We start from the raw sequence: 13,479 nt of genomic DNA, 5'->3' as shown, positions 1-13,479 counted from the left end.
GGGAACCCGTACATGACCGGCTCACGTGTCGTGGCGCTCGGCCACTACCAGCCCGCCAAGGTCCTCACCAACCACGACCTGGCGGCCATGGTCGACACCAGCGACGAGTGGATCACCAGTCGTGTCGGCATCAGGACCCGGCACTTGGGCGGTCCCGACGAGCCGGTCGACGAGCTGGCGGCGCACGCGGCGGCCAAGGCGCTCGCGACGGCCGGACTGCAGCCCGCCGACATCGATCTGGTTCTCGTCGCCACGTCCACGGCGATCGACCGGTCGCCGAGCATGTCGGCCCGGGTCGCCGCACGCCTGGGCATGGGCTCGCCGGCCGTGATGGACATCAACGTCGTCTGCTCCGGCTTCACCCATGCGCTGGCCACCGCCGACCACGCGATCCGGGCCGGTGCCGCGAGCCGCGCCCTCGTCATCGGCGCCGACAAGATGGGCGACATCGTCGACTGGACCGACCGCTCCACCTGCGTCCTGATGGGGGACGGAGCGGGCGCCGCCGTCGTCACCGCCGACCCGGACGCGGGCGGCCGGCCCGGGATCGGCCCCGTCCTGTGGGGCTCGGTCCCCGGCATGGGCAACGCCGTGCGGATCGAGGGCACCCCCCCGCGCTTCGCGCAGGAGGGGCAGTCCGTCTACCGCTGGGCCACGACGCAGTTGCCGCCCATCGCCCGCACGGTCTGCGAGCGGGCCGGTGTCACTCCCGAGGAGCTCGCCGCCGTCGTGTTGCACCAGGCCAACCTGCGGATCATCGAACCCGTCGCCAGGAGGATCGGAGCGGTCAACGCGGTCATCGCCCGGGACGTGGTGGACTCCGGCAACACCTCGGCCGCGTCGATCCCCATGGCACTGTCCAAGCTGGTCGAGCGGGGTGAGGTCGAGAGCGGCGCTCCCGCCCTGCTCTTCGGCTTCGGCGGGAACCTCTCGTACGCCGGTCAAGTGATTCGTATCCCCTGAGCATGCCCCGCCAGGGCATTGTGCTCGGTAGACTGTAGACGATAGGCAATTGCCCGGCGCCCGGAGGGGGACCGCGATGTTGTCCGCAGGACTGCCGCAAGGAACGGTGCCGAAGCTGGAGCGGCCCGGTCCTCTGCGCGAGCGCGTCTACGAGGCGCTGCTCGAGCTGATCACCACGCGGGCGCTCGGCCCCGGCCGGCATCTCGTGGAGAGCGAACTGGCCGGCCACCTCGGGGTGTCGCGCCAGCCGGTGCGGGAGGCCCTCCAGCGGCTGAACACCGAGGGTTGGGTCGATCTGCGTCCCGCGCAGGGTGCCTTCGTCCACGAGCCCACCGAGGAGGAGGCGGACCAACTGCTCTCCGTGCGTACGCTCCTGGAGGCGGAGGCCGCCCGGCTCGCCGCGGCGAATTCCGGCCGGGCGGGCATCGAGGCCCTCGAAGAGCTCTGTTCCCAGGGTGAGCGTGCGGTGGCCGCCGACGACGTGGACCTGGCGGTCGTCACGAACGCCGCCTTCCACGCCAAGGTCATGGAGCTGGCCGGCAACGTCGTCCTGTCCGAGCTGGCGGCGCAGGTGGACCGCCGGGTCCGCTGGTACTACACGCCGGTGGCACGGCAGCGCGGAACCCAGTCATGGATCGAGCACCGCGCGCTGATCGAGGCGATCTCCTCCCGTGACGAACAGCGCGCGACCGAGGTCATGCGGGCGCACACGGAGCACACGCGCACGACGTACCACCAGCGCGAGGGACACTGAGCGCTCGGTGACGAAGGCCGGGGCCGCCGCCCCGGCCTTCTCCGTGCCCGCCTCCCTGTGTGTCCGCCGGGGCGCATCTTTGTCCTGAGTGTGGAGAAAGTTGGATCGGATTCATGCGCAACTTCTTCCCACTCGGGTAAACCGCTGCTACGTTCCCCTCGAAAGCCCGACGGACTGGCCGATGTGGCGGGGAGGGACGCGTGAGACGCATGACGGCACGACCCGCGAACACACACCAGGCGCGACTGCTGAGGCTCCTGCGTGACGACGGACCCAACTCCCGTGCGCAGCTGGGCGACCAGGTCGACCTCTCGCGATCCAAGCTCGCCGTCGAGGTGGACCGTCTCCTGGAGACCGGGCTCGTCGTCGCCGACGGCCTGGCGGCCTCCCGAGGCGGGCGTCGTTCGCACAACATCCGGCTCGCCCCCGAACTGCGTTTCCTCGGCGTCGACATCGGCGCCACCTCCGTCGACGTGGCCGTCACCAACGCCGAGTTGGAGGTTCTCGGACACCTCAACCACCCCATGGACGTACGCGAGGGCCCCGTCGCCATCTTCGAACAGGTGCTGGCCATGGCGGCCAAGCTCCGGGTCTCCGGGCTCGCCGAGGGATTCGACGGAGCCGGCATCGGCGTACCGGGGCCGGTCCGCTTCCCCGAAGGCGTCCCGGTCGCACCGCCGATCATGCCCGGCTGGGACGGCTTCCCGGTCCGGGAGGCACTCAGCCAGGAACTCGGCTGCCCCGTCATGGTCGACAACGACGTGAACCTGATGGCGATGGGGGAGCAGCACGCGGGTGTCGCCCGTTCCGTGGGCGACTTCCTCTGCGTCAAGATCGGTACCGGCATCGGCTGCGGCATCGTCGTCGGCGGCGAGGTCTACCGCGGGACGACGGGCAGCGCGGGCGACATCGGCCACATCCAGGTGGAACCCGACGGGCGCGCCTGCGCCTGCGGCAACCGGGGCTGCCTGGAAGCCCACTTCAGCGGGGCGGCGCTCGCCCGCGACGCCGAGGACGCGGCCCGTGCCGGCCTGTCGGTGGAGCTCGCGGCCCGGCTGGACGCGTCCGGAAGACTCACGGCCGTCGACGTGGCGGCCGCCGCGGCGGCGGGTGATCCCACCGCCCTGGACCTGATCCGCGAGGGCGGCAACCGGGTCGGACAGGTCATCGCGGGACTCGTCAGCTTCTTCAACCCGGGGCTCGTCGTGATCGGCGGCGGAGTGACCGGGCTCGGCCACAATCTGCTGGCCAGCATCCGCACCCAGGTCTACCGGCAGTCCCTCCCGCTGGCCACGGGCAACCTCCCCATCGTCCTCGGTGAGCTGGGGCCGGTCGCCGGAGTGACCGGCGCGGCCAGACTCATCAGCGACCACCTGTTCTCGCCGGCCTGACGTCCGGGCCGGTGCGCCGTTCGGCAAGCGCCCCGCAGCAGTCTCCGTAAGCAGTTCGCACCGAGTACCGCCCCCCGCAGCAGTCTCCGCGCACAGCCCGTACCGAGTACCGCCCCCGCAGCAGTCTCCGCGCACAGCCCGTACCGAGTACCGCCCCCGCAGCAGTCTCCGCGCACAGCCCGTACCGAGTACCGCCCCCCGCAGCACCGACCAGCAGTTCCGTCAGCAGTACGGCACCGCCGGCACTGCGCCCTGCCCGCTCACCGGCCTTCCCCACGCTCTCGGCTTCGCTCGAGCAGGGGAGACCCCATTCGCCGAGGGGATTCGTCATGGCACCAGAACCACCCCTGCTCACGATGTCCGGCATCACCAAATCGTTCCCCGGTGTGCGCGCCCTCGACGGCGTGGACCTGGAGGTCCAGGCCGGCGAAGTGCACTGCCTCCTCGGTCAGAACGGCGCCGGAAAGTCCACCCTCATCAAGGTGCTTGCCGGGGCCCACCAGCCGGACGACGGCGCCATCACCTGGCGCGGCGAGCCCGTCCAGCTCTCCTCGCCGATCACCGCGATGCGCCTGGGCATCGCCACCATCTACCAGGAACTCGACCTGGTGCGGGGCCTGTCCGTCGCGGAGAACGTCTTTCTGGGCCACGAGCCCACCACCGCCGGCTTCGTCGTCCGCACCCGCGAGGCCAAGGCCGCCGCCGCCGCGCTCCTGAAGCGCCTCGGCCACCCGGAGATCGACCCCGCGCGCGCGGTCGGTGACCTGTCCGCCGCCCACCAGCAGATCGTCTCCATGGCACGGGCGCTCTCCCACGACGTGCGGCTCATCGTGATGGACGAGCCGTCCGCCGCGCTCGACCCCGACGAGGTGGACAACCTCTTCCGCATCGTCGACGGCCTCACCGCCGACGGTGTGGCCGTCGTCTACATCTCCCACCGGCTGGAGGAGATCCGCCGCATCGGTGACCGGGTGACCGTCCTCAAGGACGGCCGGGCCGTCGCCGTCGGCCTCCCCGCCGAGTCCACCCCGACCCGGGACATCGTTGCCATGATGACCGGCCGCAACGTCGAGTACGTGTTTCCGCCGCGTCCCGAACCCGGCTTCGGACCTCCCGCCGCCGACCCCGTACTCACGATCGAGGGCCTCTCCAGGAAGGGTGAGTTCGAGCCCCTGGACCTGGAGTTGAGGCCGGGCGAGATCGTCGGCCTCGCGGGTCTCGTCGGCTCAGGACGCTCCGAGATCCTGGAGACCGTCTACGGCGCCCGCAAGCCGGCCACGGGCCGCGTCACCGTCGCCGGCACACCGCTGCGCCCCGGCAGTGTGCGGGCCGCCGTCGCCGCGGGGATCGGGCTCGCCCCGGAGGAACGCAAGGCACAGGCCCTCCTGCTGACCGAATCGGTCACCCGCAACGTCTCCGTCTCCTCCCTCTCCCGCTTCGCCCGCGCCGGCTGGGTCGACCGGGGAGCCGAGCGCGCGGCCGCCAGGGCAGCCACCCGGGAGCTCTCCCTGCGCCCCGACAACCCGGACGCGGCCGTCCGCACCCTGTCCGGCGGCAACCAGCAGAAGGCGGTCCTGGCCCGCTGGCTGCTGCGGGGCTGCAAGGTTCTGCTGCTCGACGAACCCACCCGCGGAGTCGACGTCGGCGCCCGCGCCGAGCTCTACGCCGTGATCCGCCGGCTGGCCGACGAAGGCCTCGCCGTCCTGCTCGTCTCCAGCGAAGTGCCCGAAGTGCTGGGCCTCGCCGACCGGGTGCTGGTGCTCCGTGAAGGCCGGGTCGTGCACACGGCCGACGCCCGGGAGCTCGACGAGCACCGTGTACTCGACCTCGTCATGGAAGGGAGCCCGACGACATGACACAGCCCGCAACGTCGGCGCAGCACCACGGGCCGGAGAAGGCGCCCCTGACCGGCCCCGCCGCTCCGGCTCCGAAGCAGGGCGGCGGCCTGCGCGCACTCGGTGTGCGCGCCGACGTCCGCAACCTGTCGCTGCTCGGCGTCCTCGCCGTCCTGATAGCCGTCGGCGGCTTCACCGAACCGGACGCGTTCCTGGACACCGGGAACCTCCAGCTGATCCTGACGCAGTCGTCCGTCATCGGGGTCGTCACCGTCGGCATGACCTTCGTCATCACCAGCGGCGGCATCGACCTGTCCGTCGGAGCGATGGTCGCCCTCGCCTCCGTGTGGGCGACCACACTCGCCACCCAGGAGTACGGCTTCGCGGGCATCCTCTTCACCGCCGTGGTCGTCGGGCTCGCCGCCGGGCTGGTCAACGGGCTGCTCATCGCGTACGGCGGCATGGTGCCGTTCATCGCGACCCTGGCGATGCTCGCCTCCGCCCGCGGACTCGCCCTCCAGATCACCGACGGCAAGACGCAGATCGTGACGGTCCAGTCCGTCCTCGACCTCGGCCTGCCCGACGCGTACGTCCTCGGCATCCCGCCGCTCGTCCTCGTCTTCGCCGCGGTGACCGTGGCCGGATGGCTGATCCTGAACCGGACGACCTTCGGGCGCCGCACGGTCGCGGTCGGCGGCAACGCCGAAGCCGCCCGGCTGGCCGGCATCGACGTACGCCGCCAGCGGCTCTACCTCTACCTGCTCTCCGGCCTGTGCTGCGGCATCGCCGCCTTCATGCTGATCATCCTGTCGGGATCGGGCCAGAACACCAACGGCAACCTGTACGAACTCGACGCCATCGCCGCCGCGATCATCGGTGGCACCCTCCTGAGCGGGGGCCGCGGAACGATCGTCGGCTCCGTGCTCGGTGTCCTCGTCTTCACCACGATCACCAACATCTTCGCGCTCAACAACCTCCAGAGCGATGTCCAGCAGATCGCCAAGGGCGCGATCATCGTCGCCGCCGTCCTGGTCCAGCGCCGCACCTCGCGCCACGGCGAGACCTGAGCGACTCCCGGTCCACCCACGCCCCGCCCGCTGTTCCGCATGCCACGCACCGGATGAAGGGTTTGACAGCCATGCCAGAAACCAGCCGTAGAGGACTGCTCTTCGGCACCGCGGCCGTCTCCGCGGGAGCCTTCCTCACCGCCTGTACCAGCAACGAGCCCAAGGAGAAGGCGACCGCGCAGAGCAATCAGCCGGCCGCCGACGACAAGCCGGGCACGCCCGTCACCATCGGCTTCGCCGGGCCCCAGGCCGACCACGGCTGGCTCAACGCGATCAACGTGAACGCCAAGTCCCGGGCGGAGAAGTACTCCGAGGTGACCCTGGAGATCACCGAGGGCTCCAACGACACCGCAGCGCAGATCGGCCAGGTCAAGACCCTCATCAACAAGAAGGTCGATGTCCTCGTCGTCCTCCCCGCGGACGGGAAGGCACTTACCCAGGTCGGCCTGGAGGCCATGAAGGCGGGCATCCCCGTCGTCAACCTCGACCGCGTCTTCGCCTCCCCGCAGGCCTACCGCTGCTGGGTCGGCGGCGACAACTACGGCATGGGGCTCAACGCCGGGCACTACATCGGCGAGCAGCTCAAGGGCAAGGCCGACGCCAAGGTCGTCGAGCTCGCGGGCATCGACAATCTGGAGCTCACCAAGCAGCGCAGCCAGGGCTTCGCCGACGCGCTGAAGAACTACTCCAACGTGAAGCTGGTGGCCCGTCAGGCAGCGGACTTCACCGTGGAGTCCGGGCAGGCGAAGATGGCCCAGCTCCTCCAGGCGCAGAAGCAGTTCGACGCCCTGTGGAACCACGACGACGACCAGGGCGTGGGAGCCCTGCGCGCCATCCAGCAGGCGGGCCGCGACGAGTTCATCATGGTCGGCGGCGCCGGGGCGAAGTCCGCGATGGACGCCATCAAGGCCGGCAACAGCGTCCTGAAGGCCACCGTCCTGTACCCGCCGACGATGGCCGCGTCCGCCATCGACCTGGCCCGCGCCCTCGGCCAGAGCAAGGGCATCGCAGGCCTCTCCGAGATGGAGATCCCGAGCTCGCTGACCCTGTACTCGGCCGTCGTCACCAAGGACAACGTCGACCAGTACCTGCCGACGGGCTTCAGCTGATCCCGCACCGTGCTGCCGCCACCGAACCACCGACGAGGAGGAAGCCCGCATGGCCCGTAGGGAAGAGACGGAGCAGGAGACCGAGGCACCGCCGCCGGTTGAGCGACCGACGACGACACTCGGGGTCGGCATGGTCGGATACGCGTTCATGGGGGCCGCCCACTCGCAGGGGTGGCGGACCGCGGGACACGTCTTCGACCTGCCGGTGAGGCCCGCTCTCGCCGCGATCTGCGGACGCGACCGTACGGCCGTCGAGGCCGCCGCGGCCCGCCACGGCTGGGCGGCGGCTGAGACCGACTGGCGCGCCCTGATCCTCCGGGACGACGTGCAGCTGGTCGACATCTGCACACCCGGCGACAGCCACGCGGAGATCGCCATCGCCGCGCTGGAGGCGGGCAAGCACGTGCTGTGCGAGAAGCCGCTCGCCAACACGGTCGCCGAGGCGGAGGCCATGGCCGAGGCCGCCGAGCGGGCCGCGGCCCGCGGTCAGGTGGCGCTCGTCGGCTTCAACTACCGCAAGGTGCCCGCCATCACGTACGCCCGCTCCCTGATCGCGGAGGGCCGGCTGGGCCGCCTGCGGCACGTACGGGCCACCTACCTCCAGGACTGGCTGGTCGACCCCGAGTCACCCCTCACCTGGCGGCTGGAGCGCGAGCACGCCGGCTCGGGTGCGCTGGGAGACCTCGGGGCGCACATCGTCGACCTCGCCCAGTACCTCGCCGGCGAGCTGCTGGTCGGTGTGTCGGCGCTGAGCGAGACGTTCGTACGGGAACGGCCCGTGCTCGCCGGTTCCGCGGCCGGGCTCACGGGCATCGCCGACGGTGCCGCACGGGGGGTGGTCACCGTCGACGACGCGGCCCTGTTCACCGGGCGGCTGGCCTCCGGCGCGCTGGCCTCGTTCGAGGCGACCCGGATGGCGGCCGGCCGCAAGAACGCCCTGCGGCTGGAGATCAACGGAGAGCTGGGCTCGATCGCCTTCGACCTGGAACGGCTCAACGAACTCTCCTTCCACGACCACACGGAGCCCGCGACCTCCGCCGGCTTCCGGCGGATCCTGGTCACGGAACCCGAGCACCCCTACCTGGAGGCGTGGTGGCCGCCGGGCCACGGACTGGGCTACGAGCACACCTTCGTCCACCAGGCCCGTGACGTGGTGTGCACGATCGCCGAAGGAGCCGCTCCTGTGCCGTCGTTCGCCGACGGCCTCCAGGTGCAGCGGGTGCTCGCCGCCGTCGAGGAGAGCGCCGCCAAGAACTCCGTACTCACTCCGGTCCCTTTCTAGGAGGTTGGGCGCATGCCCCGTCCCTTCACCCTCTTCACCGGCCAGTGGGCCGACCTGCCACTGGAGGAGGTCTGCCGGCTCGCCCGGGAATTCGGTTACGACGGACTCGAACTCGCCTGCTGGGGTGATCACTTCGAAGTCGACAAGGCGCTGGCGGACCCCGGCTACCTGGACGGGCGGCGGCAGCTGCTCGACAAGTACGGCCTGAAGTGCTGGGCCGTCTCGAACCACCTGGTGGGTCAGGCCGTCTGCGACCACCCGATCGACGAACGCCACCAGGGCATCCTGCCCGCCCGGATCTGGGGGGACGGGGACGCCGAAGGTGTGCGCCGCCGGGCCGCCGAGGAGATCAGGAACACCGCCCGCGCGGCGGCCGCGTTCGGCGTCGACACGGTCATCGGGTTCACCGGCTCCTCGATCTGGCACACGGTCGCCATGTTCCCGCCGGTTCCACCGCACATGATCGAGCGCGGGTACGAGGACTTCGCGGAGCGGTGGAACCCCATCCTGGACGTCTTCGACGCGGAGGGGGTGCGCTTCGCCCACGAGGTGCATCCGAGCGAGATCGCGTACGACTACTGGACCACGCACCGGGCCCTGGAGGCCGTGGACCACCGCCCCGCGTTCGGGCTGAACTTCGACCCGAGCCACTTCGTGTGGCAGGACCTCGACCCGGTGGGCTTCCTCTACGACTTCCGGGACCGGATCTACCACGTGGACTGCAAGGAGGCCCGAAAGCGCCTCGACGGACGCAACGGGCGTCTCGGATCCCACCTGCCGTGGGGTGATCCGAGGCGCGGCTGGGACTTCGTCTCGGCCGGACACGGCGACGTGCCGTGGGAGGACGTCTTCCGGATGCTCCGGTCGATCGGCTACCAGGGGCCGGTCTCGGTGGAGTGGGAGGACGCGGGCATGGACCGGCTGACGGGGGCGCCCGAGGCGCTCACGTCGCTGAAGCGGTTCGACTTCGACCCGCCGAGCGCGTCGTTCGACGCGGCGTTCGGGGGCGGCGAGTAGTCCGGGGTCCCGGGGCTCCGCCCCCGGGACCCCGCGCCTCGATCGCCGGCGGGGCTCGACGTGGCTCGACGACGTCAAGCCCGCCGGGCGGTTCGCCATGCCCGAAACCGCCTTTGTCCACACGCGGGAAAAAGCTCGACGCACAACCCGCACAAGGGCTTTCCGTACCGGACGAACCCAGCTACGGTCCACTACGTGTACACGACATGACTCGCGTCACCAGGGGCTCACCCGCCCCTGGTGACGAGCGCGGCAGTCCCCGCGCGGAACGGCAGAAACGCACCCGCCCGAGCAACCGGCACCTCCCGGAGGACGCACGTGCACAGAAGCAGCAAACGGCTCCGCGCCCGAAAAACACTCGCCCTGTTCACCGGTGGACTGCTCGCAGCCGCCACCCTCACCCTGGGCTCCTCGCCCGCCACCGCCGCCGGCACCCCGGTCTCCCCGGCCGCACAGGACGCCGCCGCCGAGGACTTCCAGCAGGTCACGCTCGCCAAGGGCGCCGCCGAGACCGGCGAGCCCATCTCGCTGGCCGTGCTGCCCGACCGCAGCGTGCTGCACACCTCGCGCAGTGGCGAGCTGCGGATCACCGACAGCGCGGGCAACACCCGGATCTCCGGCACCCTCCCCGTCTACTCGCACGACGAGGAGGGCCTCCAAGGGGTGGGGGTCGACCCCGGCTTCGCGGAGAACCGGGCGATCTACCTCTACTACGCGCCCCCGCTGGACACCCCCGCCGGCGACGCGCCGGAGAACGGCACCGCCGCCGACTTCGCGAAGTTCGACGGTGTGAACCGCCTCTCCCGCTTCGTGCTGAACGAGGACGGCACCCTCGACAACGCCAGCGAGAAGAAGATCCTCGACATCCCGACCACCCGTGGCATGTGCTGCCACGTGGGCGGCGACATCGACTTCGACGCGCAGGGCAACCTCTACCTCTCCACGGGCGACGACTCCAACCCGTTCGCCTCCGACGGCTTCTCGCCGCTCGACGACCGGCCCGACCGCAACCCGGCGTTCGACGCCCGCCGCACCGCGGGCAGCACCAACGACCTCCGCGGGAAGATCCTGCGCATCAAGGTGGCCGACGACGGCTCGTACACCGTCCCGGAGGGCAACCTCTTCGCGCCGGGCACGGACAGGACGCGCCCCGAGATCTACGCGATGGGCTTCCGCAACCCCTTCCGCTTCAGTGTCGACAAGGCGACCGGCATCCTGTACGTCGGTGACTACGGCCCCGACGCGGGTGCCGCAGACCCGAACCGCGGACCCGCCGGACAGGTCGAGTTCGCCCGGGTGACCAAACCCGGAAACTTCGGCTGGCCCTACTGCACCGGCGACAACGACGCCTACCGGGACTACGACTTCGCGACGCAGACGTCCGGACCGGCCTTCGACTGCGCGGCCCCGAAGAACGAGTCGGCGCACAACACCGGCCTGGTCGACCTGCCGCCCGCGCAGGCCGCTTGGATCCCGTACGACGGCGCGTCCGTACCGGAGTTCGGCACCGGCTCCGAGTCCCCGATGGGCGGGCCCGTCTACCACTACGACGCGGACCTCGACTCACCCGTCAAGTTCCCGGAGGCCTACGACGGGGACGTCTTCGCCGGAGAGTTCGGCCGCCAGTGGATCAAGCGGATCGAGCAGGACGCCGACGGCGCCGTCCAGTCCATCAACGACATCCCGTGGACCGGGACACAGGTGATGGACATGGCGTTCGGGCCCGACGGGGCGCTGTACGTCCTGGACTACGGCCTCTCCTGGTTCGGCGGCGACGAGCACTCGGCGCTGTACCGCATCGAGAACGCCACCGGCGGACGCTCGCCCATCGCCGAGGCCTCGTCGAACAAGACCTCCGGCGTGGCACCGCTCCGGGTGAACTTCTCCTCGGCCGGCACCACCGACGGTGACGGCGACGCCCTGACGTATGCCTGGGACTTCGGCGACGGGGGCACCTCCACGGCCGCCAACCCCTCGTACACGTACAAGAAGAACGGCACCTACACCGCCACCGTGACCGCCAAGGACCCCACGGGGCGCACCGGATCGGCCAGCGTGCACGTGACGGTCGGCAACACCGCGCCCATCGTGGACATGCAGTTCCCGGCCGACGGCCAGATGTTCGAGTTCGGTGACGAGGTTCCCTTCAAGGTGACCGTCAAGGACCCGGAGGACGGCGTCGTCGACTGCGCCAAGGTCGAGGTCAAGTTCACCCTGGGCCACGACAGCCACGGGCACGACATCACCACCGAGCACGGCTGCGAAGGCACCGTCAAGACCGCGATGGAAGGCGGGCACGACCCGAACGCCAACATCTACGGCGGCATCTCCGCGTCCTACACCGACGGCGGCGGAGGCGGCCAGGCCGCACTGACCGGCCGGGACCAGGCCAAGCTCCAGCCGCGCCACCGCCAGGCCGAGCACTACGACAACTCCTCCGGCATCACCACGCCGAGCAAGACGAGCGCCCACGGCGGCCGGACCGTCGGGGACATCCACAACGACGACTGGATCTCCTTCACCCCGTACATCCTCGACGGCACGACCAAGCTCACCGCCCGTACGTCCTCCGCAGGCGCGGGAGGCTTCCTGGAGGTGCGTGCGGGGTCGCCCACCGGCAAGATCCTCGGCTCGGCACCGATACCGGTGACCGGCAGCTGGGACACGTTCCAGGACGTCGACGTTCCGCTGCGCGGCGCCCCGAAGAAGGCCACGGAGCTCTACCTGGTCTTCAAGGGCGGCGACGGGGCGCTCTACGACGTCGACGACTTCAGCCTCTCCGACAGCCCGGTCGACCGGACCGCCAAGCGCGTCCTGGTCTTCTCCAAGACCGGCGGCTTCCGGCACGACTCGATCCCGACCGGCATCGCCGCACTGAAGGAGCTGGGCAAGGACACCAACATCACCGTCGACTCCACAGAGGAGGCCGGCCAGTTCACCACCAGCAACCTGGCACGCTACGACGCCGTCGTCTTCCTCTCGACGACGGGTGACGTCCTCGACACCGCCCAGCAGAAGGCGTTCGAGAACTTCGTCGCCACCGGAGGCGGTTACATGGGCGTCCACGCCGCCGCCGACACCGAGTACGACTGGGAGTTCTACGGCGGCCTCGTCGGCGCGTACTTCTCCTCCCACCCGCAGATCCAGCCCGCGACCGTCCGGGTGGAGAACCACGACCACCCCGCGACCGCGCACCTGGACGAGGCCTGGGACCACACCGACGAGTGGTACAACTACCGCACCAACCCCCGGGACAAGGCCCAGGTCCTCGCCACACTCGACGAGACCACCTACACCGGCGGCACCATGAAGGGCGACCACCCGATCTCCTGGTGCCAGGCCTACCAGGGCGGCCGCTCCTTCTACACCGGCCTCGGCCACACCAAGGAGTCCTACGCCGAACCGGCCATGCGCGCACACCTGCTCGGCGGGCTGCGCTACGCGGCCGGCCAGGTCAAGGCCGACTGCAGGCCGGACACCGGCTACCGGCCCCTCTTCAACGGCAAGACGCTGGAGGGATGGAAGCAGGGCGGTCCCGGCAAGTTCGACGTCGTGGACGGCGAACTGCGCTCCCAGGGCGGCATGGGCCTGCTGACCTACCAGGCCAAGGAGCTGAACTCCTACTCGCTGAAGCTCGACTGGAAGATGGCGGGCGACGACAACTCCGGCGTCTTCGTCGGCTTCCCCGAGTCCGACGACCCGTGGTCCGCGGTGAACAAGGGCTACGAGGTCCAGATCGACGCCACGGACGCGGCGGACCGCACGACCGGGGCCGTCTACACCTTCAAGTCGGCCGACCTCAAGGCCCGCGACCGTGTCCTGCGGCCGCCCGGCCAGTGGAACAGCTACGAGATCCGGGTCCAGGGCGAACGTCTCCAGGTCTTCCTCAACGGAGCGAAGATCAACGACTTCACCAACACCGATCCGGTCCGCAGCCTCAAGGAGGGCTACATCGGCCTGCAGAACCACGGGGCCGACGACCAGGTGTCCTTCCGCAACATCCAGCTGAAGGAGCTGCCCTCGACGTAGGGCGGCCGCCTCTGCCGGCGGTGGGCGGGGAG

9 protein-coding genes are annotated in these 13,479 nt (G+C 70.5%); all 9 read left to right on the top strand.

What is annotated here, in order from left to right:
• The first annotated feature begins 12 nt into the window (after positions 1-12).
• The 9 genes from QFZ58_RS06765 (at position 13) to QFZ58_RS06725 (ending at position 13,447) form a co-directional block, all read left to right on the top strand.
• Positions 13-963 (top strand): beta-ketoacyl-ACP synthase III, encoded by a 951-nt coding sequence (locus QFZ58_RS06765; RefSeq protein ID WP_307123997.1) that lies wholly within the window; start codon positions 13-15, stop codon positions 961-963.
• 76 nt (positions 964-1,039) lie between these two features.
• Positions 1,040-1,717 (top strand): GntR family transcriptional regulator, encoded by a 678-nt coding sequence (locus QFZ58_RS06760; protein WP_307123996.1) that lies wholly within the window; start codon positions 1,040-1,042, stop codon positions 1,715-1,717.
• 209 nt (positions 1,718-1,926) lie between these two features.
• Positions 1,927-3,108 (top strand): ROK family transcriptional regulator, encoded by a 1,182-nt coding sequence (locus QFZ58_RS06755; RefSeq protein WP_307123995.1) that lies wholly within the window; start codon positions 1,927-1,929, stop codon positions 3,106-3,108.
• A gap of 329 nt (positions 3,109-3,437) precedes the next feature.
• Complete coding sequence (locus QFZ58_RS06750) at positions 3,438-4,964, top strand: sugar ABC transporter ATP-binding protein (protein WP_307123994.1); 1,527 nt, start codon at positions 3,438-3,440, stop codon at positions 4,962-4,964.
• On the top strand, positions 4,961-6,010 hold the full coding sequence (locus QFZ58_RS06745; RefSeq protein WP_307123993.1) for an ABC transporter permease: 1,050 nt from the start codon (positions 4,961-4,963) through the stop codon (positions 6,008-6,010). Before QFZ58_RS06750 ends, QFZ58_RS06745 begins: the two co-directional genes overlap by 4 nt.
• Positions 6,011-6,081: 71 nt before the next feature.
• Positions 6,082-7,119 carry a substrate-binding domain-containing protein gene (locus QFZ58_RS06740; RefSeq protein ID WP_307123992.1) on the top strand — a complete coding sequence of 346 codons (1,038 nt, stop codon included), beginning with the start codon at positions 6,082-6,084 and terminating at the stop codon, positions 7,117-7,119.
• Between the two features lie 49 nt (positions 7,120-7,168).
• On the top strand, positions 7,169-8,401 hold the full coding sequence (locus QFZ58_RS06735) for a Gfo/Idh/MocA family protein (RefSeq protein ID WP_307123991.1): 1,233 nt from the start codon (positions 7,169-7,171) through the stop codon (positions 8,399-8,401).
• Positions 8,402-8,413: 12 nt separating this feature from the next.
• The gene (locus tag QFZ58_RS06730) at positions 8,414-9,418 is read left to right on the top strand and encodes a sugar phosphate isomerase/epimerase (RefSeq protein ID WP_307123990.1); all 1,005 of its coding nucleotides are present in this window, start codon (positions 8,414-8,416) and stop codon (positions 9,416-9,418) included.
• Between the two features lie 318 nt (positions 9,419-9,736).
• Positions 9,737-13,447 carry a ThuA domain-containing protein gene (locus tag QFZ58_RS06725; protein ID WP_307123989.1) on the top strand — a complete coding sequence of 1,237 codons (3,711 nt, stop codon included), beginning with the start codon at positions 9,737-9,739 and terminating at the stop codon, positions 13,445-13,447.
• Positions 13,448-13,479 lie beyond the last annotated feature (32 nt).

This window comes from Streptomyces sp. B1I3, assembly GCF_030816615.1.
In the GTDB taxonomy this organism is placed as follows: Bacteria; Actinomycetota; Actinomycetes; order Streptomycetales; family Streptomycetaceae; genus Streptomyces.
The sequence above is the reverse complement of the archived record's forward strand: the minus strand, read 5'-3'. Positions and strand labels throughout refer to the sequence as shown.

Excerpts from the sequence above, each read along its gene's own strand:
- QFZ58_RS06765 (WP_307123997.1), top strand. The coding sequence starts at position 13 with ATGACCGGCTCACGTGTCGTGGCGCTCGGCCACTACCAGCCCGCCAAG.
- QFZ58_RS06760 (WP_307123996.1), top strand. The coding sequence starts at position 1,040 with ATGTTGTCCGCAGGACTGCCGCAAGGAACGGTGCCGAAGCTGGAGCGG.
- QFZ58_RS06755 (WP_307123995.1), top strand. The coding sequence starts at position 1,927 with ATGACGGCACGACCCGCGAACACACACCAGGCGCGACTGCTGAGGCTC.
- QFZ58_RS06750 (WP_307123994.1), top strand. The coding sequence starts at position 3,438 with ATGGCACCAGAACCACCCCTGCTCACGATGTCCGGCATCACCAAATCG.
- QFZ58_RS06745 (WP_307123993.1), top strand. The coding sequence starts at position 4,961 with ATGACACAGCCCGCAACGTCGGCGCAGCACCACGGGCCGGAGAAGGCG.
- QFZ58_RS06740 (WP_307123992.1), top strand. The coding sequence starts at position 6,082 with ATGCCAGAAACCAGCCGTAGAGGACTGCTCTTCGGCACCGCGGCCGTC.
- QFZ58_RS06735 (WP_307123991.1), top strand. The coding sequence starts at position 7,169 with ATGGCCCGTAGGGAAGAGACGGAGCAGGAGACCGAGGCACCGCCGCCG.
- QFZ58_RS06730 (WP_307123990.1), top strand. The coding sequence starts at position 8,414 with ATGCCCCGTCCCTTCACCCTCTTCACCGGCCAGTGGGCCGACCTGCCA.